At 45.6% G+C, this 24393-nt stretch carries 23 protein-coding genes and 2 pseudogenes; 15 read left to right on the top strand and 10 right to left on the bottom strand.

Annotation, left to right across the window (positions count from 1 at the left end):
* Positions 1–24: 24 nt before the first annotated feature.
* The 11 genes and pseudogenes from NA986_RS07840 to NA986_RS07790 form a co-directional block, all read left to right on the top strand.
* Positions 25–165, top strand: a pseudogene (locus tag NA986_RS07840) (type VI secretion system tube protein Hcp); the annotation flags it as partial.
* Between the two features lie 1099 nt (positions 166–1264).
* Positions 1265–1582: a PAAR domain-containing protein gene (locus NA986_RS07835; RefSeq protein WP_023216891.1), complete on the top strand. Its 318-nt coding sequence runs from the start codon at positions 1265–1267 to the stop codon at positions 1580–1582.
* The gene (locus tag NA986_RS07830; protein ID WP_000768133.1) at positions 1579–1845 is read left to right on the top strand and encodes an STY3281 family bacteriocin immunity protein; all 267 of its coding nucleotides are present in this window, start codon (positions 1579–1581) and stop codon (positions 1843–1845) included. The genes NA986_RS07835 and NA986_RS07830 overlap by 4 nt, the downstream gene beginning before the upstream one ends.
* 51 nt (positions 1846–1896) lie before the next feature.
* A pseudogene (locus NA986_RS07825) lies at positions 1897–2073 on the top strand (type VI secretion system tube protein TssD); the annotation flags it as partial.
* Between the two features lie 14 nt (positions 2074–2087).
* Positions 2088–2366, top strand: coding sequence for a bacteriocin immunity protein (locus NA986_RS07820; RefSeq protein ID WP_000421096.1), 279 nt, complete (start codon positions 2088–2090; stop codon positions 2364–2366).
* A 402-nt stretch (positions 2367–2768) separates the two neighbouring features.
* Positions 2769–3272, top strand: a complete 504-nt coding sequence (locus tag NA986_RS07815; protein WP_023216892.1) for a hypothetical protein — start codon at positions 2769–2771, stop codon at positions 3270–3272.
* 210 nt (positions 3273–3482) lie between these two features.
* Positions 3483–3590 carry a DUF3289 family protein gene (locus tag NA986_RS07810; RefSeq protein ID WP_071787107.1) on the top strand — a complete coding sequence of 36 codons (108 nt, stop codon included), beginning with the start codon at positions 3483–3485 and terminating at the stop codon, positions 3588–3590.
* A 328-nt stretch (positions 3591–3918) separates the two neighbouring features.
* Positions 3919–4443, top strand: a complete 525-nt coding sequence (locus NA986_RS07805; protein ID WP_031625888.1) for a DUF943 family protein — start codon at positions 3919–3921, stop codon at positions 4441–4443.
* On the top strand, positions 4421–5071 hold the full coding sequence (locus NA986_RS07800) for a hypothetical protein (protein ID WP_000724402.1): 651 nt from the start codon (positions 4421–4423) through the stop codon (positions 5069–5071). The genes NA986_RS07805 and NA986_RS07800 overlap by 23 nt, the downstream gene beginning before the upstream one ends.
* A 269-nt stretch (positions 5072–5340) precedes the next feature.
* On the top strand, positions 5341–5727 hold the full coding sequence (locus NA986_RS07795) for a hypothetical protein (RefSeq protein WP_000385068.1): 387 nt from the start codon (positions 5341–5343) through the stop codon (positions 5725–5727).
* 777 nt (positions 5728–6504) lie between these two features.
* Positions 6505–7188: a helix-turn-helix transcriptional regulator gene (locus NA986_RS07790; protein WP_001275357.1), complete on the top strand. Its 684-nt coding sequence runs from the start codon at positions 6505–6507 to the stop codon at positions 7186–7188.
* A 104-nt stretch (positions 7189–7292) separates the two neighbouring features.
* Here the strand turns inward: NA986_RS07790 and NA986_RS07785 are convergent, their stop codons facing one another.
* The 4 genes from NA986_RS07785 to NA986_RS07770 form a co-directional block, all read right to left on the bottom strand.
* Complete coding sequence (locus NA986_RS07785; RefSeq protein WP_000100101.1) at positions 7293–7850, bottom strand: DUF3156 family protein; 558 nt, start codon at positions 7848–7850, stop codon at positions 7293–7295.
* On the bottom strand, positions 7828–9327 hold the full coding sequence (locus NA986_RS07780) for an APC family permease (protein WP_000475956.1): 1500 nt from the start codon (positions 9325–9327) through the stop codon (positions 7828–7830). Before NA986_RS07780 ends, NA986_RS07785 begins: the two co-directional genes overlap by 23 nt.
* Positions 9328–9535: 208 nt before the next feature.
* A complete protein-coding gene (locus NA986_RS07775) occupies positions 9536–9910 on the bottom strand; it encodes a cupin domain-containing protein (protein ID WP_000542984.1) in 375 nt (124 codons plus the stop codon).
* A gap of 14 nt (positions 9911–9924) precedes the next feature.
* A complete protein-coding gene (locus NA986_RS07770) occupies positions 9925–11226 on the bottom strand; it encodes an NAD(P)/FAD-dependent oxidoreductase (protein ID WP_023216893.1) in 1302 nt (433 codons plus the stop codon).
* Between the two features lie 161 nt (positions 11227–11387).
* Between NA986_RS07770 and NA986_RS07765 the strand changes: the two genes are divergently transcribed.
* Positions 11388–12872 carry an NAD-dependent phenylacetaldehyde dehydrogenase gene (locus NA986_RS07765; RefSeq protein WP_023216894.1) on the top strand — a complete coding sequence of 495 codons (1485 nt, stop codon included), beginning with the start codon at positions 11388–11390 and terminating at the stop codon, positions 12870–12872.
* 134 nt (positions 12873–13006) lie between these two features.
* Here NA986_RS07765 and iraD read toward each other — a convergent pair whose 3' ends face one another.
* From iraD to NA986_RS07740, 5 genes are all read right to left on the bottom strand, one after another.
* The gene (gene iraD / locus NA986_RS07760; RefSeq protein ID WP_000988938.1) at positions 13007–13387 is read right to left on the bottom strand and encodes an anti-adapter protein IraD; all 381 of its coding nucleotides are present in this window, start codon (positions 13385–13387) and stop codon (positions 13007–13009) included.
* Positions 13387–13872 (bottom strand): Hcp family type VI secretion system effector, encoded by a 486-nt coding sequence (locus NA986_RS07755; RefSeq protein ID WP_000338753.1) that lies wholly within the window; start codon positions 13870–13872, stop codon positions 13387–13389. Before NA986_RS07755 ends, iraD begins: the two co-directional genes overlap by 1 nt.
* Positions 13873–14597: 725 nt before the next feature.
* Positions 14598–15521: a polysaccharide deacetylase family protein gene (locus NA986_RS07750; RefSeq protein WP_000540892.1), complete on the bottom strand. Its 924-nt coding sequence runs from the start codon at positions 15519–15521 to the stop codon at positions 14598–14600.
* 38 nt (positions 15522–15559) lie between these two features.
* A complete protein-coding gene (locus NA986_RS07745; RefSeq protein WP_000089254.1) occupies positions 15560–16438 on the bottom strand; it encodes a carbon-nitrogen hydrolase family protein in 879 nt (292 codons plus the stop codon).
* 396 nt (positions 16439–16834) lie between these two features.
* The gene (locus tag NA986_RS07740) at positions 16835–18139 is read right to left on the bottom strand and encodes an MFS transporter (protein WP_000784371.1); all 1305 of its coding nucleotides are present in this window, start codon (positions 18137–18139) and stop codon (positions 16835–16837) included.
* Between the two features lie 403 nt (positions 18140–18542).
* On the opposite strand from NA986_RS07740, the gene uxuA reads away from it, so the two are divergent.
* From uxuA to uxaC, 3 genes are all read left to right on the top strand, one after another.
* Entirely contained in the window at positions 18543–19727 is a 1185-nt protein-coding gene (gene uxuA / locus NA986_RS07735; protein WP_000815487.1) for a mannonate dehydratase, read from the top strand.
* Positions 19728–19837: 110 nt separating this feature from the next.
* Complete coding sequence (locus NA986_RS07730; RefSeq protein WP_000437132.1) at positions 19838–21310, top strand: fructuronate reductase; 1473 nt, start codon at positions 19838–19840, stop codon at positions 21308–21310.
* Between the two features lie 11 nt (positions 21311–21321).
* Complete coding sequence (gene uxaC / locus NA986_RS07725; RefSeq protein WP_000190180.1) at positions 21322–22734, top strand: glucuronate isomerase; 1413 nt, start codon at positions 21322–21324, stop codon at positions 22732–22734.
* Positions 22735–23033: 299 nt separating this feature from the next.
* Here uxaC and NA986_RS07720 read toward each other — a convergent pair whose 3' ends face one another.
* Positions 23034–24092: a methyl-accepting chemotaxis protein gene (locus NA986_RS07720; protein WP_020899247.1), complete on the bottom strand. Its 1059-nt coding sequence runs from the start codon at positions 24090–24092 to the stop codon at positions 23034–23036.
* Positions 24093–24393 lie beyond the last annotated feature (301 nt).

The following is a 24393-nucleotide window of genomic DNA, read 5'->3' as shown; positions in this document are numbered from 1 at the left end:
TACCGGCTATCGACACTTTCCGGTATGCCGCACTGCCAGGACAACACCAAACGTGAGTTCACACATCTGGTTAGAGTTTCTCTGGCTTACCACAAAATTGAGTGGGAACACGTTTCAACAGGCACTTCAGGTGCTGATGACTGGCGTGCGCCGCTGGAAGCATAAGAGTAAATCCACAGCATTCCGCCTTAATGGTGGGATGCTGTTTTTGTCCGGGAACGGAGACAAAAAGCCCGTGCCAGCAATGAGTTACGTCTGTTACGTTTCATATATGGGAGATGGTGGATGCCGGAAACTTTGGCGGTAGCGTGCCTGAAGCGGCTGTCCTCCCCATTGCCACTGCCACGAGCGGACCGTGGTTCCTTTTTCGTCAATAAATCCAGAACAAGGTTATGTCACAAAATGGCCTGCGTTTTACGCTGGATGTGGACGGATTAACGCCGATGGCAACCACTGTCGTCAGCTTCACCCTCCAGAGGTATCAACAGTTCAACAGGTGCAAGCTGGAATAAGAATGAAAGACTAAAAACACCAGATGATGCATCCAATGATAGCATTAAATCAGGCCATGGTTCACAGGAGGAAATATTACCATCTTACCTTTACTTAATAAGATCATTTTTAATGAAAATAGGTTTATCAATAAAACAAAAAATATTCTTGACAGCGAAATCGCATCTTTTCTTGCATCTTCAAGTCAGGAAGGATTTGATTTAGTGGATGATAACAATAATTATCTTTTTGATCGCACAGTTAAAAAAATTAGGCGCATTAGCTGATAATGAAATGTTTGGTTTGGAACCTGCATATATTTTTGGCGGGGAAATAAAATTTTTTCTTTATTAAAAAAATTGAATTTTCTGATGGTAAGATTATCATTGATAATGATATCTGTGTCATGGTCACTAAAAAATTTAGTACACAAACAGAATACTCATACTATATCCAAATTCATAGAAAAAAGAAAGAGAAACTTTATCTAATAACAAATTTTAAAAAAATTAGCAGTGCGTTGAGAAAACCAATACATACATTCCCAGATGGAATTATGCCATCAAATAGAAGAGAAAATAAATTAATTAATATCCTGAATTCGCATAAAAAAGATTCAGATCTTATATTTTTATTAAAAGAATTAATTATTTCTATTGAAGTTGCAGTAAGTACAATGTTCCTATCACTTATTAACTTCTAATAAATAATTATTCTTATTTTCCAGGATAATCTCACAACTTATTATTTAGTAAGGAAGCTATGGAGGAAAATGCCCACAGCCGTCCGACTCAACCATAAAGGCACCCAGTACGACGATTATTACGAGACCGTGATTATAGCGGGTTTCCCCACGGTATTTATTGACGGCCTGCCCGTTGCCAGAATGGGTGATGCGGTGGACTGTGGCGGGGTGGTTAATATGACTCGAATGAAATCAAGTAAGGCATCAAAGGTTAGAAAAGTTGACAGAGTCGGAAAACAGGGGTTCGAGCTTCATCATATAGATGAAGTTGCAAATAGAGGCGATGTTTACAATGTAGACAATCCCCGTGTGAACACCATATTGACATACACAGGCGATTTATGAAATTAAAAGAAAATATTAGTGATTATACGGAAAGTGAGTTCATTGATTTCTTGAGAGTGATATTTTCTGAAAACGAGTCGGATACAGATGAAACATTAGATCCATTACTTGAGTATTTTGAGAAGATCACTGAATACCCAGATGGAACAGATCTTATCTATTATCCTGAAACGGAAAGTGATGGAACACCTGAGGGCATTCTGAACATAATTAAAGAATGGAGAGAATCTCAAGGTTTGCCTTGTTTTAAGAAAAGTAAATGAAAATCAGGTGTAGGGGAATGCCCAGAGTTACTGGCGTAGTTTAGTAAATCGAATCAAACTTTGATAAAAAGAGGTCGAGCGCCGTACACCTTGATAAGGCAACAAGTCGGAGGTAGGTGGGCTTATGAAATTTACCACGTTGGAAAGATCCAGTATGGAGGAATGGTGTTTGATGTTGATAACCTTAGGATAAACACTCCTAAAAATCATATACGATTGTATAAGTAAGGTTTGAGGTGAAAATGGAACTAAAAAATAACCTTGAAGATTATACAGAAGATGAGTTTATCGAGTTTTTAAATAATTTTTTTGAGCCTCCTGAAGAGTTGACTGGAGATGAATTATCGAAGTTTATTGATAATCTTCTACGCCATTTTAATAAAATTACTCAACACCCTGATGGCGGGGATTTGATATTTTATCCATCAGAGGAACGAGAAGATAGTCCTGAAGGAGTTATTGAAGAGCTAAAACGCTGGCGGAAGTCTCAGAGACTCCCCTGTTTTAAGGAAAATAAGTAGCGATCAGTGGTGAGGAGTTTGTCAACCGGAACCGGGATGATAATGCAGTGACCGTTAAAAGGCAAAAATATGTCAGTTAAGGGAGTAACTATCAAAGGCATAATTCTGAGTGTTTTTACACTGAACCGTAGTGCCAGAGGATATATTTATCTGACGCGAATCGTATGAAGTGAGAGCTTTACGTACGGTTTGTGAGAGGCTGTAGGGAAAGATCCTACGGCCTACTCACTAAGAGTCTATTTTTGTACATTGTTTCATGTTCTGGAAACACGATAAAGTATGAGCCTGACGAACTCTCGCCCGCTAAAGTTCCACGCTGGAGGCTGACGGCCAGGAGTCGGACACCTTTGCGGTGGCGAATTTACATCCGTTCAAAAAAATCTAATGTAAGAGATAGATGATATGGCTAAATATATATTCCTCTTTATCTGGATTGTGACATTTTCTGTCAGCGCTGGTGAGCGAGGATATTATTTATTCATATGGGGTAACTCAGAAGGGAAGGAATATTTTAAAGAATATAGAGCTGATGAAAGGATATATGCGGTCAATAAATCCTGTTGGAATGAAAGAGCGGGGAACTCTATACGAATAGTATATGTTGATACTTATCCTCATGGAATAACCGATTCTTTAATTAATTCCTTTTTGGCTGGGAATAATAAATCCATAATAAATATTAGAGTATCATTGAGTAATTTTAGTGACGATCAAATACTTCATGGTTTTGATGGCATGTTAATAATAAATAAAAAAAATGAAGAGATCGAGATTTTTACTATTCCAGTAGTTGGTGCTAACTACTCATATAAAGATAAATTTTTAGTAAACGTCCATAATTTTGAATTATTTGATGGAAAGATCTGTAACGCTTTGATGCCTATAGATAGTTATTTTTCACCATAATAAGGGTTGTTGAATAAATTAAATTACCCTGTACCGTCAAATGTACCTACAGTCGACACGGGTAACGGTTCTACATCTTCAGGGAAGCAAAAGGCAACAACAAAAGATGCGGAACAATTGCCGACAGAGGGAAATAAAATCGTGGAGGGCCTATAGCTACGGGCTGAGATTATCTGTTCATGATATGTATGCCACACACGTTACCATAACATCATTGAATGTATCAAAAATGCCTATGCAGCAAACGGGCATTACAGGATGCAGGATCATTTTAGTCTTGACAGTAATGATATAACACATTGGCTTTATAGCCATTGAGATGTCTTTAAAATTTGGTTTGTACTTCAACATTATGAGAAAGAGGGGTATGAGTTTAAGCCATTTATACACAAAATCATTCTAGATGCATCGCGGCGGCAAGGGAAGAAATCCCCGGGAGTATAGATAACGATGTGACCGGGTTTTCTGAGCGCAGCCAACAAAGAGGCAGCTTAAAGGATGAAGTGTATATTACAGAAATAAATACCACCGTAAAAATCTCAGGTGTCAGAGGATATTACTCCTGATTTGGTATGTATTGTCGGCAAGGTATTTGTTTGTATTGTTAACATAGCATAGTCCGATATTTTGCATAAGGAATGTGATTGTGTCATGGGTAATAACGAAAAAATTCATTTATATTGTGACAATCGCCATATTATTTTGTTCTGTTGTTATATACTTATGGTCAGACAGACCAGTAGAAATCGTGGATGTCCATTATTATTCAGGTAAAGACATTAACATTCTTGCCAGGCATTTCCCCATTACGGACAGGGGAAAGCTGAATTGGTGGAGAGAAAATGAAAGAAAAATTCTGGAAAAATATAATCTCCCTGAAAATGATTTTTCGGTATATATATGGGATTTTGGTGACGGTTATCAAAAATTATCGCCCTATGATTCCGAGGATGAATTTTATTGTTTTCCTGATATAAAATCAGAATCAAAATGTATCAAAAAAGATATATATATGTCTGCTGAATCTGGTGGTAATTATTATCGGATGTTTTTATTTTCTGGCTCTGGTTATTTTTATCAACCGAAAAAAGATGATGATAAGCTTATCGAATCAAATAACTCCACCAAGCTCAACCAGGATAAAAGCCATGAAAAAAATCACTATCATTAGTTTGTTTCTTATCTTACCTTTGAAAGCAAATATTATTCCATCTATATCATTACCAGACAAATTAAGTGAGTCGAAATATTCTGTAAGAATGCTTCGCATTGATGCAAGGATTGACTATCGCGTGGAAACCCCTGAGTGTAAGAACGTAAAATTTAATGATTACTTTTTCTTAAATGAAAATATTAAAGATCTCAATGATAAAAACCATGTTTATGATCCTGAGTTTTATCCAATTACATTATGGAGTTGTTCATATAGCAGAGAGGTGTATGATGTTGGTGAGTATGGCTCACATATACAGCACATCGTTTTTGATAAAAATAAAAACATATGGGTGATAGATGATGATGCAACAAAAACAAATAATAAATTTAAACCATCAGTTTTATATAATATAAGTTCAGTGAATGCACAGGGTTTCTTAATCATTGATGAGAATATTTCGGAGATGGATAAAACGATATACGAAGATGATAACATAAAAAAGAAATTTTATTTTTGTATGATTGATGGCTCACATGCTTTATGCGGCGCAGGCAGTTTAATCAGAAAAATAGATAATCAGTTGATTGATTTTACGCCATACATATTAAAGTCACTGGAAAGTATGGAGATTGGCGTTAATTAAAAAGGAATATCCGATATTAATATGCTCTAAATAATTTGAGTTACAGGAATGCAGTAAATTTCCAGGAGTCTGGATGTTGGATACTGAGATGAGCGTATCATTAATGACGAGGTTACTCTGCGTTATTTAAGTGGTTCATGCCGCTTTAGTTCTGTCTTTGACACAGACGAGTAGCTTGAAATTCCAGGTGAGAGCAATTATCATTTTTCTGTTCCACTTGATAATATGTATCATTTTTATCAGATCAGCATCGTTATAGTATACGTACAGTGGATTATTTAATCGTTGATAGAAACTGGCCTTCAAAACAAGAAAATTACTATCATGCGCTACGCCTGTTGACGTTTACGCCTAATAAGATATGCCAGAAAACAGATAATGGCAGGGTTATTCTTCAGCATAAAATTAACTGTCATAATAATGGTAATGGCGACACAAAAAGAAAAACCATGAAATATAATGAAGGTACTTTTAAATATATGTTCAAAAAAATCATTGGCGCTCTCGCGTCAATTATTGGTGGGCTACTTGTTTTTTTATGTGTCTATTGGTTATTTCGTCTGGATACCTGGACAGAACGAGGGATTTATATAGGCGCCTCTATATTTTTGGCTCTTATTCTCATAAAAATACTATCATTTTTCAATGATGAATAGACGGCAGGAAAAAACCGTGAGTGTCTCACACCGATTCTTACTGGATGTCAAATTTCGAAAGCCTGCTCTGCTGATACCCTATACAGAAGAACTGGTTCAACAATTATCAGACAGTAGCAGGAATCAAACCCACACCGGGAAAATCATGTAGATAATTCTGTAATGGTTAGTTTTGTAGTGGTCTTGATAAACGGTCAAAAATAGCTTTAACAGTCCATTAGCCCAAAGGACTTCTCCGAGTCCGGGCACCAACCATTCAGATGCGGACGCCCTATGGCGTCCGTTTTGCTTTATAAAATCAACAGGTTATTCCGTTCTTCATGTTCACTACTGTTCATTAAAATATACTGGCAGCCACCGCTTTTTGTGGGTAAAAACCCCGGTTTTCTGCATAGCGCATGACGCTATTGAAACGTTATTTAGCAAATCCTGTCTGAACCAGAAATTAAGTCTCTGTTAACCTGCGCTATTACAGAAAATCATAGAACAGGCGTCTCAAAAGAATATCGTCCTGAAGGACGAGCACCCAAGGCATTTTCAGGAGATGAGTCAACCGCGACAGAAAAAAATTATATTAATAATTTTTAATTATTTTTAAAAAATCCAGACAATATTTAAATTAAAAACATTTATTTTCAATCGGTTATAAAAAATATCGCAACACGCGTCACATTATTAACATGTGAATGATTGTGTTAACCCAATGTAAATTGTATGTTTCAACATACCACTATTTTACTGCGTCCCGGCGCGCTCATCCGGATGGAAGGAGATAACATGTCAGCCTTATCAACTACTGGCCATAATGACGGGATCACTCTCCATTGCTTACAGAGCATTGCGCAACTCATTCCTCTGTCGTCGGCGGTTTTTTATCGTGTTAATGCTTATTTAAAGCCGGAAGCTTATGTTTTACATAACATTTCTAATAGCACACACCAACAATATCTGGAGCATTTTCAACCATTAGACCCGCTATCGCCTTCCCGGTTCGGCCAGCAGGTTATTACCGTAGCGACGATGACGCCCGGTATCTGTGCCCGTCATCGCCATTATTATCATGAATTTATGCTACCTAATCATGTGTGCGACATGATTGAGATCTTTATTCGTCGGGGCCATCGTATTATCGCGGGCATTTCATTAATGCGCGATATACCTTTTTCCAGCGAAGAGCGTTTGCGAGCCCAGGCAGTACAACCATTACTGGGACTGGCGATTCATGATTCTCTTCAGGAAGACAACAATCTGACGTCAATATTGACCGCCAAAGAGCGTGAAATTGTGGGAATGGTCTGCGAAGGGGCCAGCAACAAATTGATTGCCCGTCAGTTGAATATTTCTCTCTCAACAGTGAAAACGCATTTACGTAATATTTTTGCTAAAACAGAAGTGATAAATCGCACGGAACTGGTTTCCCGAACCAGAATGTCCTCGGTACAACATTCACTGAATATGTGAAAGCGTTCTTTTTACCCCGCGTCAATTGCGGGTCTTTTCTCCATGTATCATATATGCCTGAATTAATACCACTCTCTGATCTGATGCCGCAATAAAATGTCATATTATCTGGCGTCAGTATCCTGTTGCAGCCATTGATTCATGGCCTGATTGATCATATTTATCACACTAAGCAGAAGAACACGCTGGTGCCGCTCAAGCCGCAGATAACGGCGCAGCGGCGGCATTTTACAAACCACTTCGCTAGCAGCCCATAGCTCAATGCTGCAATACCATTCCTTATGATGTAAAACCAGCGTAAACCGACGATAATCCAGTTCACTCAGTGCCTGTTGTAAATTGGGGAAACAATTAAGATAGTTAATCAGCCCGGCGGTACTTTTGCTGCCAGTAAAAATGACGGGATAACGTTTCAGCCATCCGGGCTGATGAACGCGAATTTTGCCCTGCAAAGGATAATTGATTGTGCCTTTCACCCTGAATTCACAACTGTGAATACTGGCCATGAATAACCGTTTTTGCTGAACATGGCAGATAACCTGGGTAAATGCATTCAGATGCAGCACAGCGCTATGTTCGGTCAATTTTTCACAACGCCAGCCGCTCAAATCACGTAACACCATATTCATTAATGCGTTCTTAAACCAGGGGACGGAGGACATCTGGCGTCATCTCTTCATTGTTTCGCTTTTCATAATTGCCCATCGCCCGTTCCACGACCTCTTCTACCGGAAGCGGGAGGAAAGGATTAACCCGTTGCACACATAATGTCCAGAATAAGGCATAGGCGGCAGTCAATCCAAGCATAATACCGAATGGTATAAGTACATCCCGACTGTTCATTCCTGGAGGCGCGATATTAATAATGGCGATAATAATACCCACGCTCGAAATAATCTGAGGTAAGGGAAACCAGGGGGCCCGGTAAGCGCGTGGTAAATCGGGGCGCCGAATACGTAAGATAACGACCGATAACGTTACCAGCAGATAAGCGACTCCCCAGGCGCAGACCGCAGCGAGGATCAGCGGAACAATGTGGTCGATATCACCGTTCAGATACCAGGCATGTAAACAGGGAATCGCAACACCGAATGCGATGGCGATGACCGGTGTTTTAAAGCGGGGGTGCAACCAGGTCAGAAATCGCGGCAAAGCGCCGTCCAGCGCCATGCCGTATATAATACGCGGTACTGCCGCCATTAGCGTATTAATCGTCGCACATCCCGCTAACAACAACCCCACGCCCAGCCAGTATTGCCCGGCATGTCCCATGACACGATTGGCAAAGGCGGGAATAGCCATCGGCGTATCCAGTAAAAAGATATGGTTTGCCGCATCGACCACCACATTATTTACCTGCCGGTTAATCGCAGCGCCATAGAGGAACATACAACCTGCCACCGCTAAAAGGCCAAGCGCCATCGCTCTGGGAATCGTACGATGCGCTTTTTTAATTTCCGGCGCCATTGGCGTTACCAGTTCACAACCGACGAACATAAACATCGCCATGCCAATATAACCAAACAGACCAGAAAGATTACTGACATCAAGCGGTGCGCCAAACCACCCGGAATGATGAGTGACCGGGGATAACAGGATCCCGCATAAACCGAAGATGGTCAGGGTAGTCCACATACCGAATGTAAGAAACACTTCCACCTTGCCAAATACTTCAACACCAATGGCATTCAATAACCCGAAAACCACTACCATGCCGACGCCAACCATCCAGGTATTGTGCTGCATGGCCACGTGTTCGCTAACGGACTCAAAGTTCACCAGCGCCATGACGCCAGCGAGAATCGTTTCTGCCGTGCCGGCAAAAATGTGTACGATCAGGTAAGCGCAAAGCGCACCGGTGATAGCGAAAAAACGCCCCATCCCGCAGGAAATATAGTCGTAGACGGAGCCAGTCGTGGGAATGAGCGTTGCCGCTTCGGCAAAGGTGGTAATCTGCGCTTGCATCATAATAAATGCCAGTAATACCGCAAGGGCAAAGGTATCTCCCCCTGAGCCAAAACCACTGGTCACGGTCAGGATCACCGGGCTTGCCATAATCAGCCCGACGGAGCTGGCAAGCGTCGTGGGGAAACCAATAACGCCACGTTCAAGATGGCTGGCAAGTCTGTTTTTAAACATGGTCAACCTCTTCACTATTATTACAACAATAAATTACCGCTCCGGAATAACGCTTATTTATGGCAGGCAGCGCATCTAACAGGTATCGTCCTGAAGAGGGATAACGGTAAATAACGTTGTGACGCCGTCCCCGCATGCGCTAATAGCAAGTGGGGAGCGAGTTATTCTCCCCAGTGATGCCAACGCTACTGACGAACAATTAAAGGATTCAACCCTGTTTGTGGCTTTCGACGTTTGCCAGATAATGTTTTACAAAACGGGGCGTTAAAACTTTCCATGCCACTTCGGTTCCCTGTTCAACAAACCAACTATCGCCCGGTGAAAAACGTATCGGTTCCTGACCCGCAACAGTGAGTTCCACTTCCCCTTCCAGCACGGTTGCGTGCTCGGTAAAGGGATAAATCATAGTGAAACCGCCGCGGGTCGATGAAAACAGTCCACAGGTAAATACATCCTCAGGTTTACCGTAAATCATCGCAACGGCGACCTGGGGATCGCCTTCTGTTGGCAACGCCCCTAACAGGCTGACACTCCCGACTGGCTGTAATTCAGGAACAGGTTGATTGAGTTTAAAAGCGTGCATTAATGTTCTCCTGGTTAATTCCGGCCTTTCCAGAAACCGGCTGTTTGATGTATCAGTTTTCCCGCACTGACCAGTAATAGACGTAGACTGTCGCGACCATAAATTGTCGCGTGGGGAATGCTACTCATCAGACGATACCGTTCGGAACCGCCATTTATTCCTTCGGCCATGATTTTGCATACAATATGGGAAGGCGTAACGCCAAATCCGGAATAACCCTGAACATAAAAAACATTATTGTGCTCACGAAGCGTGCCAATCTGCGGAAACAGATTCGCGCTACAGGCCATCGGTCCGCCCCAGGCAAAATCGATTTTAACGTCTTTCAAATAAGGGAAGACCTCCGTCAACAGAGTGCGGTTCCAGGCAGCAAAATCGTGCGGGGTATATTCAAGAAACCTTGTGGCGCTGCCAAACAGCAGACGGTTTTCTTTTGTGAGACGGTAGTAATTTATCACCGGGCGGATATCACTAAAAGCCCCGCGCAAGGGACTGATCCGCTCAACAAGCTCGCTGGAGAGAGGTTCTGTAGAGACCTGATAAGAATAAGTAACCAGCGTTTTCTTATAAATTTCTGGTTCCAGATTATTGAGAAAACTATCACAGGCCCACAGCAATTTGGCCGCTTTTACGCTGCCCATCGCAGTACGTACCCGCACAGTTTTACCGTAACTGACCTCAACCACTGGTGAATATTCGAATATCTTCACCCCCAGCGAATTCGCAGCCTGAGCGGAGCCCAGCAATAAATTCAGCGAGTGGACATGCCCTCCCCCCATATGCTTGAGAACACCGCAGTAGACGTCGGAACCGATAACCTGCTGCACGTCTTTACCGGTATAGAGTTCAATATCGTCTTCCGGCGTGGCGGCTTTGAATTCTTTTTCCCATTGTTGCAGCGTTTTTAACTGCCGCTGGTTGTAGGCCAGATAACCATATCCGGGGACAAAATCAGCATCAATATGGTATTTACGAATTCGCTCCCGAATAATACCCGCGCCGAGGTTCGAGATTTTAAACAGCGTCTCCATTCCCGCTGCGCCTACATATTTTTTAACGGCTTCGATGTCGTGACCTATACCGGCCATCACCTGACCGCCGTTTCGTCCGGTGCCGCCATACCCAAGATGACGGGCTTCCAGAACGACAACATTAGTGATCCCCTGCTCCGCCAGTTCCAGCGCGGTATTGATGCCTGAAAAGCCACCGCCAATGATCACCACATCGGCATCAATATCCTCTTGCAGAGCAGGAAAATGCAACGGGTATTTTTTCGTCGCGCCGTAGTAATTCAACGCATCGATTTTTGTATTCATCGCGTTACCTTGTCATCACGCTTGACTTAGACCGCTATCACAGCACGGTAACGTTTTACAAAATATCGTCCGGAAGAATGACGTTCTTTGGAACGATATTCAGTTCCAGGCAAGTATGTTGAGATGGAAAAACGTACATTCCTGACCTACAGGCACTTCTGATGAGCGATGTGACATTACTTGCCGAAGTAACGACTTTTTTACGCCAACGACACGGACAATTTATTGCAGGTGAACGTCAGGCCGGAAACGGCACGAACTTTTCGGTCACTAACCCAGCCACCGGCAAAATTATCGCCGACGTTGTGTCGGCAACCCCTGCGCAGGCAGAAGAGGCCATGCAGAGCGCCAGACGGGCGTTTGATGTCTGGCGTAAAATGCCAACGTTACAACGCGGCGCATTACTGCTGAAACTGGCTGATACTCTTGCCGCTCATCGTGAAGAGTTAGCTCAACTGGAAAGCGTCTGTTCAGGTAAAACGATTACGCTGTCGCGCGGTCTTGAACTCGATCAGTCAGTGGCCTTCCTGCGTTACTTTGCCGGTTGGGCAGGAAAAATAACCGGTGAAACGCTGAATGTCTCCCTGCCATCAATGGGAGAAGAGAGATACACAGCGTTTACCCAACGCCAACCCATTGGCGTGGTCGTCGGTATTGTGCCGTGGAATTTCTCAATTATGATTGCTATCTGGAAGCTGGCCGCAGCGCTGGTATGTGGCTGCACCATCGTCATTAAACCAAGTGAATATACCCCGCTGACACTGCTGCGAGTCGCTGAGCTGGCTAAAGAGGCAGGTTTCCCTGATGGCGTAATTAACGTGGTAAACGGTGCTGGCGGTGAGATAGCGCAACAGCTGATCGCGCATCCAGATTGCGCCAAAGTGAGTTTCACCGGATCAGTTGCGACAGGTGAGAAAGTCCGGCGTTCGGCAACATCGTCAGGAAAACGCGTTACCCTCGAACTAGGAGGGAAAAATGCGGCGCTGTTTCTCAATGATCTCACGGCACAAGCCATGGTCAACGGTATTCTTGAAGCCGGTTATCTGAATCAAGGACAGATTTGTGCTGCCGCAGAGCGTTTTTATCTGCCCCAGGAAAAACTGGATACGGTCATGACGCTCCTCAGGCAACGGTTATCGGAGATCGTGCCCGGCTCCCCTTTAGATGAAAAAACGGTGATGGGCCCGCTGGCGAATCAGGTTCAGCTTGAAAAAGTGCTGCGTCTGATTCAACGCGCACGGGAAGAAGGGGATACCATTGTTTACGGCGGTGAAACTTTACCCGGCGAAGGGTACTTTTTACAGCCGACGGCGGTAAAAGTGCGTAGTAAAAACAGTACGCTGATGCACGAGGAGACCTTTGGCCCTGTCTGTAGCTTTATCGGTTATCAGAATGAAAAAGAGGCGCTTTCGCATATCAACGCTTCGCCATTCGGCCTTGCTGCAAGTGTGTGGTCGGAAAATATGTCTAAGGCATTACGCTACGCTGAAGATATTGATGCTGGCATGGTGTGGGTCAATATGCATACCTTCCTCGATCCCGCGGTACCCTTTGGAGGGATGAAAGGATCGGGCATTGGTCGTGAATTTGGCAGCGCGTTTATTGATGACTATACCGAACTTAAATCGGTCATGGTCCGTTATTAACCATCCTGAAAATGATGCAGGCAGATCAACCATACCGAAAGGTGGACTGTCTGCCTGATTATCAGGTTCGTTCGCTGCGTTTTATTGCTTGTGGGTAATGTTAAACGCCCGGCCCGGCGTTCCTTCCTGCATTACTAGCGCCATCTACCGTTAGAGTAGGCTATCTCCAGCCTTAACGGTTCAGACTCATCCTGTAACATCGCTTCCAAAGACAACGCCAGCGTCTGATGATGGGCATCTTTTACACTGACTTTCAGCATGTTGATGCTCGGTTCATAACGTAAAATAGCAGCGCGAAGCTCACGGCAAAACCAGTTGAGAACCCGTTTGTCACCCACATTCACCTCGTGCCATTCCGGCATACCCCGAGTGAGCAGCGGCGGTAATGTCTCGCCACCTGGCACGGCGCAAGAGTTGAATAAACACATTAACTTGCGTCGTACCAATTCATGTGGGCTTATCCCCTCAACCAAGAGCCTGTCGAATAGCGCGACCGGAATGGTTGGCGTCATCATCATTTCCCTATCTGGTCCATCGCCAGATCCCATACTGACGTTCTGGACTCCTGCTGAGCGCCGTCTGATTTCTCGGCAGTGATTTGCCATTCGATTTTCGTGAAGTTCAGCGACATCGTTTCCACCGGCTTACCGCCGGCGCCGCCGCTAACACTGAGTTGTGATATCAGCACGTTTGTCAGGGTATAAACGATAAGCGACCGCATTTTGCCGTCGTCATTGCGGCACAACGTCAGCACCGCGGTTCTAATTAGCCTCCCGCTACAGCAGTACTCATTGAGCACAGGCGTGGCGAGGTCGACAAATTTAGTGAGCGACATTTCACCAACATGCGCACGCCCGGAAGTCCGCTCGGTGAGGCTAACATCGTTATTTACCTGCATTGCCACATTGTGGCTATAAGACATGATCTCTATCTGATCTTCAAAGCCTTCAACCTGGCTTTCGCCTTTGATATTGTCGAGCTTTAAAAAAATCGCATCCATGATTTATCTCCTTGTTGATCAAGTGGCAGTTCAGCAGCCAGACGAATACCGGCGGCCAACGCTTGTGACTCTTATTAAAAGCGCAACGACCAAAAAACACAGCGTGAAAAACGCCAGGTTTGCAGGGATTTTGCCAACGTTTACCCACGTCTGATGAACGTTATTCCGCTGGTTGCAATGCAATAGAAGGTTTTGGCCCGCTGTGGCCAAATACAATTGAGGTTATACTGAACGCTCTCTGCCATATTCAATCCCTTTTATCGCAAAGTATCCCTGGTGCCGGTATCACAGCGTCGTTATTCAAAAATTGACATTTCAGAATAATAATCAGCTATATATAAAAAACACATCAAAAAGCAAATATCAACTTAATTTTTACTTATTTAATAAAAAAATACAAATTGATTTACATCAATTAACACATACAAAAACATTAAAAATCAAAGCGTTACATAAAAATTAATCACTATGGAAATTTTATTTTTCTTAATGCTCACATTATAAATGTTATTTGCTTATTTTCCTGTGAACACTAAAAAATGATTTAAATCAAAAAACAAACTATTCTCGTTGATTAACGTTTTGACCGAAATAAAAAAGATTTTATACGTCCCGGGATAGTCTCCCTTTCTGATGGACAATATGCATTAACAAGCGGGCAAACAGGTAACTTCTGCCCGGGTAATCCGTTACCCGACTGATATTAACATTGTCATGAGGTGATATCATTTGCCTGGCCAGCCATAATCATCCGGAACCGGCGCTACGCCACGAACATCAGGACGGAGCATTTTTTGTCGATCCTCTTCGTCATCCACCCAGACACTGGCTATCTCTTCACAGGTTGCAAACCATACTCCATCATGCCCTTTAATATGTTCAATCAAACGTGACAACATCATCATATGATGCCCATGACCGATTATCTGCGGATGAAGAGCCATCGCATATAAACCGTTTTCCTGATGGTTATAAGCATAGGTAAAAATATCCTTCCAGCGTCGCAGAACACCGTCAGTATCGCTCATCCCCTCCTGGTTGCCGGTATACGCCAGTGCGGGAAAATCATCCAGATACCAGCTAACAGGAATTTCCAGAATCGCGCTGGCCGGGCCTGCGATATTTCCCGTCTCCCAATTCACCTGCCAACGTTGAGGATGGTAAGGCACAAGATCTCTCGCCATCAGGCTACTGTCATAGAGAAAACCGGCTTCCTCCAGAAGATCCAGCGTATTCTCGCTATAATCCCAATAGGGAGAACGGTATCCCACAGGGCGTATGCCAAAATGTCTTTTATAACAGGCGAACGCCAGATCCATAAGTCGGCGTTCTGTATCACGATTCACCAGAGTCGGATTTTCATGATAGTAGCCATGGTGAGCGATTTCATGCCCGGCATCAAAAATCGCTTTACTGATTTCCGGGAAGGTGTCTACAGTGTGTCCGGGAATAAAAAAGGTGGTTTTGATATTATTTTCTTTAAACAATTTCAGAAGCCTTGGTACGCCAACTTGTGCACCAAACTCTCCTCGTGACATAAAGGATGGCGACGGTCGATTAAATCCGCCCAGCCATAAAGACTGAGCATCTACATCGACACCAAGATTGACCGCAATCCTTTTACCCTCAGGTAATTTTAAATATCCCATAACGACCTCCAGCTAATACATAGAAGGGACACATTCTGTTATTTAATGTGTGATGGCCAGATATTATATATGCCTGCTTTTCTGCGTCTGTCCTTGAACGTTGTTGCTGCCCCCCCAAGTCTATTTTCATATAGAACATCGAGGTTAATTTCTCCTGAAATGACATCCTCTTGATTGACGTGCGCCTCTGCGATAATACCTTGTGGATTTTTCCACACGACATCACAGGGGCTTAAAATTGAACTTCGGGCCCAGCAGCCTGGCAGTGGCCCGCCCGGGTTTCCGCCCAGGCAACAGTGAACAAGATAAATTTGATTTTCAATACAACGTGCGTGGCAACAATGCCTGACTCGCCAAAATCCCTGTTCAGTAAACGTAGCGGAAGGCGTTAAAATTAACTCCGCACCCTGTTCCGCCAGCGTCGCGGCACACTCCGGTATTTCTGCTTCATAACAAATATTAAAACCCACCTTTGCAAATGGCAGTTGAAAAACAGCCATTTTATCGCCTTCCTGAGTATACCAACCCCGTTCAGCCGGGAAGATATGCGTCTTACTGTGAGCATAATGTTCGCCATCGGGTCCCCATATATGCGCAACATTCTCATAGCGATCTGCTCCAGTCTGCTCCAGATGAGAGCCAGCAATAATGAACTGTCCTCTTTCTTTCGCTTCCTGTTGAAAAAGCTGCTTATAGGCATCCGTGAACTGATCAATTAAAGTAAGGTGTGAAATGGGTCTTTCTTGCCATTTTTTCAATAATGTAAATAACTCAATGGTAAATAGCTCCGGGAAGATAACGACATCAGCCCCCTGACTTTTATTAAGAAGTATCCTTACCTTTGTTATGAAATCTTCAAAAGTGTTTATTTCGGTAACAATATACTGACAGGCTGAAACAGTAAAATTACGTGACATCGTGATATCCCCGGCATGAAATTTAAACTTAAATTAACGTATAGCGCATGGAGAATATTAGGGAGCGGACATTACGACATCAGGTTATTTTTTTGTGAAGCTGCGCAAAATATATGGAGAAAAGAGTAGAAGCATTGAACATTTATTTACATAAAGGGGACTTTATCGATGATCGCAGCGAGACAGAGAGTCGATAAAAATCCAGGAGAAAAACAATAACCCTTACCACAATATTATTTTCAGCATCTGAAAATAATCAGGCAAACTAAATGATAACGCGCTGGTATAAAACCAACGCGTATTTTTACCGATAAGGGTAATGAAGACGGCCACCCGAAGGTGGCCGTTAGAACCCGGTAGCGCTTCGCTTATCAGGCCAGTGAAACCGAGACAGCTTTAGCGGTGAGACGCCAGCGGCTGTTCCGTCATTGGCGGGTGGTGCTTTTCCGGATCTTTAATCAGTACCCACAGGATGATGGCGCCGATAATATCGAACAGACTGAGCGCAATGAAGAACGGGCCGTAACCGATAATAGCGACCAACGCCCCCATAAACAGGTTGAAGCTTAACTGTCCCATCCACGCCGCAGATCCTGCCAGACCGGCAACCGTCGCGACCTCATTTTTCTTGAACAGGTCAGCGCTCATGGTAATCACAACGGTAGACAGCGTCTGGTGCGCAAAACCGCCAATACTCATCAATGCAATGGCGACATACGGGTTAGTCGTAATGCTGACAAAACCGATCGAAATCATCAAAACAGCGCCGATGGTAAAGCTACAACGACGCGCATTGATCGTGGTCATGTGCATCTTTTCCATGAAGAACTTCGCCAGGAAACCGCCTGCAACGCAGCCAAAGTCCGCCGCCAGGAACGGCAGCCAGGCAAACATGGCGATCTCTTTTAACGGCAGATGCATCACGTTAATCAGATACAGCGGCATCCAGAAACTCAGCGTTCCCCATGCCGGGTCAGCCAGAAAACGGGTAATCGCCAACGCCCAGAAGTTACGCTTTTTAACGATCTCTTTAACGGCCGGTTTTTTATTATCGTCCTGGAGATAGCTTTCCTGGCCGTCTTCGATATAACGCAGCTCTTTGTGGGTGATCCACGGGTGTTTATTTGGCGAGTTATAAATCAGGAACCAGGTGATGGCGAACAGCACGCCGATCCCACCGGTAATCACAAACGCCATTTCAGTACCGATGCCGCTATCAGCAAAGGTCAGCATCGCCCAGACCACCAGCGGCGGCGCCAGCATCGCACCAATCGAAGTACCGATATTAAACAGGCCCCCCGCAATACCGCGTTCTTTCGTCGGGAACCATTCGGCGCTGGCTTTAATCCCGGCCGGAATCGCTGACGCTTCGGTTAGCCCCATCAGACCACGCAGAAATGCCAGGCTTATCCAGCCGCCGGCCAGCGCGTGCGCCATGTTGATCAGCGACCATAACAAGGCAAAGATAAAGAAGCCGATTTTCAGTCCGATGACATCCATCAAATAGCCGGTGATCGGCTGCGCAATGGTGTAACAAAGCTGGAAGGCGCTCACCACCCAGGAATATTGTTGCTCATCAAAATGGAGTTCTTTCATCATCGCTGGCGCCGCAACGCTAAGCGAGCTACGGGACAGGTAGTTTACGATGGTCCCTACGCAGACCAGGCCGATAATCCACCATCTTAATTTTGTCATCTTCATGATAAAGCCTCGTTAAAAAACATTAGCTCCGCGCCGTCTGACCTGTAGCGGGAAAACTGAAATCACAAAATTGGTTGACCAATCAATATTTTCTCATCCGGACCGGTCAAAATCTGGCGGCAACTCCCGCCCTTAATATTCTTGAAATAAATACATCAACTCATTTCAAGTTGAATGGTGAATGCTTTTCACCCAGTAAAAATTGACGCAGATCAAATAAATAAAATTGGCAGACCGTGAATGATGATATTTGTGATTTGGTTAGCCAATTTAGACAATAAGGTTGACATGAGAAAAATTTTGGTTGAATTTAGGGGTCAGAACGGGTTTACAAAGCACGTTTCGATGTTGGCTGGCAATGGGTCAACCACGAAGACGTTATCGCAAGAAGAGGAAACGAGATATGAAACAAACCTGGCGCTGGTACGGACCTAACGACCCGGTAACGCTGTCAGATGTACGCCAGGCTGGCGCAACCGGCGTGGTAACGGCGTTACACCATATCCCGAATGGAGAAATTTGGTCGGTAGACGAGATCCAGAAACGTAAAGCAATCGTTGAAGAGGCGGGTCTGGAGTGGTCTGTGGTAGAGAGCGTACCTATCCACGAAGACATCAAAACCCACACCGGTCAGTACGATTTATGGATCAAAAACTACCAGCAAACGCTGCGTAACCTGGCGCAATGCGGTATCTATACGGTTTGCTATAACTTTATGCCGGTGCTGGACTGGACACGTACGGATCTGGAATACGTATTACCGGATGGTTCAAAAGCGTTGCGTTTTGACCAGATTGAATTCGCCGCGTTCGAACTGCACATCCTGAAGCGTCCGGGAGCAGAAGCCGACTATACGGCAGAAGAGATCGCTCAGGCAGAGCGGCGTTTCGCCACCATGAGCGAGGAAGACAAAGCACGTCTGACCCGCAACATTATTGCCGGTTTACCTGGCGCGGAAGAAGGCTATACGCTGGATCAGTTCCGTCAACACCTGGCGACGTATAAAGATATCGATAAAGCAAAACTGCGTGAACATTTTGCCTATTTCCTGAAAGCCATTATTCCGGTTGCCGACGAGGTTGGCGTGCGTATGGCCGTTCACCCTGACGATCCGCCGCGCCCTATTCTCGGCCTGCCGCGCATTGTCTCTACCATTGAAGACATGCAATGGATGGTGGAAACCGTTAATAGCATGGCGAACGGCTTCACCATGTGTACCGGATCTTACGGCGTGCGCGCCGACAACGATCTGGTTGATATGATCAAGCAATTTGGTCCGCGCATCTACTTTACGCATCTGCGTTCTACGCTGCGCGAAGAGAATCCGAAGACCTTCCACGAGGCCGCCCATTTGCACGGCGATGTGGATATGTATGAAGTCGTTAAAGCGATTGTGGAAGAAGAGCACCGTCGTAAAGCCGAAGGTAGCGACGATCTGATCCCAATGCGCCCGGACCACGGTCATCAGATGCTGGACGATCTGAAGAAGAAAACGAATCCGGGTTATTCCGCCATTGGCCGTCTGAAAGGGCTTGCGGAAGTCCGCGGCGTCGAACTGGCTATCCAGCGCGCTTTCTTTAGCAAATAACCTTCTTGCGCATGGCGCGACGCGTCATGCGATTTCCCCTACTCAATGCAATAGCAACATGCCTCGCCCCGGAGATCGCGGGCGAAGACGTCGAATGACAGGAGTTTGCAATGGAACAGAATATCGCCACCGCCCAGGTTTCCGTCGCCCGCCCAAACTGGGACAAATCACGTCTGGTATCCCGTATTGTGCATCTGGGCTGCGGGGCGTTTCACCGCGCGCACCAGGCGCTCTTTACCCATCATCTACTGGAAAAGAGCGACAGCGACTGGGGCATTTGTGAAGTGAACCTGATGCCGGGTAACGACGCGCGGCTGATCGCGAACCTGAAAGCGCAAAATCTGCTGTACACCGTTGCAGAACGCGGCGCAGAAAGCACCGAACTGAAAATTATCGGTTCAATGAAAGAAGCGCTGCACCCTGAATTCGACGGCCATGCAGGGATTCTGGCGGCAATGGCGCGCCCGGAAACCGCCATCGTCTCCTTAACCGTGACCGAAAAAGGCTACTGCACCGACCCCGCCAGCGGCGAGCTTGATGTCAATAACCCGCTTATCCAAAACGATCTTGCCCATCCACAGCAGCCTAAATCCGCCATTGGCTATATTGTCGAAGCGCTAAACATGCGCCGGGAGCAAGGACTGAAAGCTTTTACCGTGCTGTCGTGTGATAACGTGCGCGAGAATGGTCACGTCGCGAAGGCTGCCGTCCTCGGCCTGGCGAAAGCTCGCGATGCCGCCCTCGCCGCATGGATTGCCGACAATGTGACCTTCCCCTGCACCATGGTTGACCGCATTGTTCCGGCGGCGACCGAAGAGACGCTACAACTGGTTGCCGACCAGTTAGGGGTTTATGATCCTTGCGCTATCGCCTGCGAACCCTTCCGCCAGTGGGTCATCGAAGATAACTTTGTGAATGGTCGCCCGGACTGGGACACCGTCGGCGCGCAATTCGTTGCAGACGTCGTACCGTTTGAAATGATGAAGTTGCGTATGCTTAACGGCAGTCACTCTTTCCTCGCCTATCTGGGTTATCTCGGCGGGTATGACACTATCGCCGATACCATGACCAACCCGGCTTACCGTCGCGCGGCGCTGGCGCTGATGCTTGATGAACAAGCGCCGACGTTGTCAATGCCGGAAGGCACCGATCTGGAAGGGTATGCGAATTTGTTGATCGCGCGTTTCACTAACCCCTCGTTGAAACACCGCACCTGGCAGATCGCGATGGATGGCAGTCAGAAACTGCCGCAGCGTTTGTTGGACCCGGTACGTCTGCACTTGCAACAGGGCGATGACTATCGCCGCCTGACGCTGGGCGTCGCCGGATGGATGCGTTACGTCGGCGGTGTCGATGAGCAAGGTAAAACCATTGATGTCGTCGATCCGCTGCTCGCGCAGTATCAGGCGATTCATCAGCAATATCAGACGCCGGAAGAACGCGTTCGCGGGCTACTGGCCATCGAGTCTATCTTTGGCAACGACCTGCCGAAGAACCACGAATTTGTGCAAGCCGTTACCGACGCTTACCAACAGCTATTGCAGAATGGCGCGAAAGCCACGGTAGAAGCGCTGGCTAAGTAAGGAGATAAATCATGGCTACGTTTATGACTGAAGATTTTCTACTTAAAAACGACATTGCCCGCACGCTGTACCATAAATACGCCGCGCCCATGCCGATTTATGACTTCCACTGCCATTTAAGTCCGCAGGAAATCGCCGACGATCGCCGTTTCGATAACCTCGGTCAGATCTGGCTGGAAGGCGACCACTATAAATGGCGAGCGCTACGAAGCGCAGGCGTGGATGAGTCGCTGATCACCGGCAAAGAGACCAGCGATTATGAAAAATATATGGCCTGGGCCAATACCGTACCAAAAACGCTGGGCAATCCGCTGTATCACTGGACGCACCTTGAACTACGCCGTCCATTTGGCATTACAGGTACGCTGTTCGGACCGGATACCGCGGAAAGTATCTGGACGCAGTGTAATGAGAAACTGGCGACGCCGGCCTTTTCCGCGCGCGGTATTATGCAGCAGATGAATGTGCGGATGGTCGGAACCACCGACGACCCGATAGATTCTCTGGAATATCACCGCCAGATAGCCGCCGACGACAGCATTGATATTGAAGTCGCGCCAAGCTGGCGCCCCGACAAAGTTTTCAAAATCGAACTGGACGGCTTTGTCGATTACCTGGGGAAACTGGAAGCGGCGGCAGATGTCAGCATTACCCGTTTCGACGATTTACGTCAGGCGCTCACTCGCCGTCTCGACCATTTCGCCGCCTGCGGCTGCCGCGCGTCCGATCATGGCATTGAAACGCTGCGATTTGCGCCGGTGCCCGACGACGCGCAGCTTGACGCCATTCTGGGCAAACGTCTGGCTGGCGAAACGTTGAGCGAACTTGAGATCGCCCAGTTTACCACGGCGGTGCTGGTCTGGCTGGGCCGTCAGTACGCCGCGCGCGGCTGGGTGATGCAGCTACATATTGGCGCGATCCGTAATAATAATACCCGGATGTTCCGCCTGCTGGGGCCGGATACCGGCTTTGACTCCATTGGCGATAATAACATTAGCTGGGCGCTCTCCCGTTTGCTCGACAGTATGGATGTGACCAATGAACTGCCCAAGACTATCCTCTATTGCCTGAACCCACGTGATAACGAAGTCCTGGCGACCATGATCGGTAACTTCCAGGGGCCGGGAATTGCCGGAAAAGTGCAGTTTGGTTCCGGCTGGTGGTTTAACGATCAGAAAGACGGGATGCTGCGCCAACTGGAGCAACTGTCGCAAATGGGACTGTTAAGTCAGTTTGTCGGGATGCTGACCGACTCCCGCAGTTTCCTTTCTTATACGCGACATGAATATTTCCGTCGTATTCTCTGTAACCTGCTGGGACAGTGGGCGCAGGACGGAGAGATTCCTGATGATGAAGCGATGCTAAGCCGTATGGTTCAGGATATCTGCTTCAATAATGCCCAGCGTTATTTCACGATTAAATAATCGCTATTAATCTGTGAGCACAGGTCTCAGGTATTTCGAGGGGCAGGAAGGCGGTAAGAGAGTGAGAAATTTAGCAGTAACGCACTTTTCCAGCCAAAGTCTGGCCGCCGATAAAAAGCAAAGATGTTGCTGATTAATCCCGAATCACTTACTAAGGTAAGTGATTCGGGTAAACAAACACAGCCATCTTCTGCGTCATGCTTTTTTTCTCTGTCCGGAATAACTCCAGTGCAGAAAGTGTGATACATCAGTCCTATTGATAATGGCTCCTGTTGGTTATACGGTAATAACTCATGACTTCACAGTGTGGTTTCTTTTAATAAATCGACAGCCAGCATTTCCAGCTGGTTAACCACCTCATTACTGGAGCGCTCCATTCTGTCGAGTTCTTGCGACATCGCATTCATATCGCCTGCGGCAAAATAGTTCAGCGCAGAGTGACCAGCGGTATGCACCTCTTTATGCGGCGCTTCCAGACTAAGGAAACTGTAGTAATTGCTAAACTGCTGCCCTTCAAAACCGTAGTACCATTTCCCCAGCCGACACTGATCGTGCATCGTTATTTTACTGTTTATGTCTTTATTTAAGAGTAATTTGTAGACTTCCATTTTCCAGATAACATGGTCAACTTTGACAATATTCAAAAACTGCACCGTAGAGATGTACTGCATGACCGATTTCATGCTCAGCGATTTATCGATGACGATGCCAATAGACTCCACAATTTGATTTATGTTAGTCGTAATATTATCAATAACCGGCTGTTGGTTATCCAGCACCTCACTCACTCTGGCCGTATTATCTTTGATTACAGAGGTTAACGTACTGACGCTTTTCGAACTGTGTTTAACATCTTCGGACAGGTTTTTCACCTCTTTCGAAATAACGCTAAAACCACGCCCGGCATCCCCTACGCGCGCGGCCTCGATCGCGGAGTTAATCGCTATCAAATTGGTCTGGTTAGCGATCTTCTGTATCTCTTTAATACACGCATTAATTTGCGTTAAGGAGGTATTTAAGTCGCCCATACGACAGCCAATATCCGACGAAGTCGTGCCAATTTCGGTGATAAATTCCACGAGCGATTTTAATGAACTTCTGGCTTTATCATTCTGTTCGTTAAGTTCATTAATGCGTTCTTTTTCAATGTTGAGCTGCTCACAGGACTTAATGATGGCATTACGAATGATATCGATCGTCGAGATCCCCATCAGAATTTTTTGACACAGTATCCGCTCATAAGGCTCAGGAGTATCCACCACCACGTCAGACGCATTAGCGCCAGATTCTGCTGCTGGCGGCGGTATTTTTACAACATTATTATTCCAGTGGCGCAAGCCTAATACTTTTTTAAACATATACCATTCTCCTTATTATATGTGGACATCCTGATCTATGCCTGGATAAAGTATTATCAACTCATGCTAACATAATGAAAAATCGGCTGTCATCTGCCATAACCATACGCTCACCAGAATAAGACAAAACGTCCACCAAACTTAAATAATTACAAAGTAAACTATTCAACAATACCATTAACAGTCATGATGGAAGTCGCTTCGCTTTATACGGAAATATTATTTACAAGGCTGACAACAATAGCTGAATAATAATTAACTGCATTTACTTAGGTGTAGCTATATCTCGCCACGAAGATTG

Source organism: Salmonella sp. NW177 (assembly GCF_051811585.1).
GTDB classification, from domain to species: Bacteria; Pseudomonadota; Gammaproteobacteria; order Enterobacterales; family Enterobacteriaceae; genus Salmonella; species Salmonella enterica.
The sequence above is the reverse complement of the archived record's forward strand: the minus strand, read 5'-3'. Positions and strand labels throughout refer to the sequence as shown.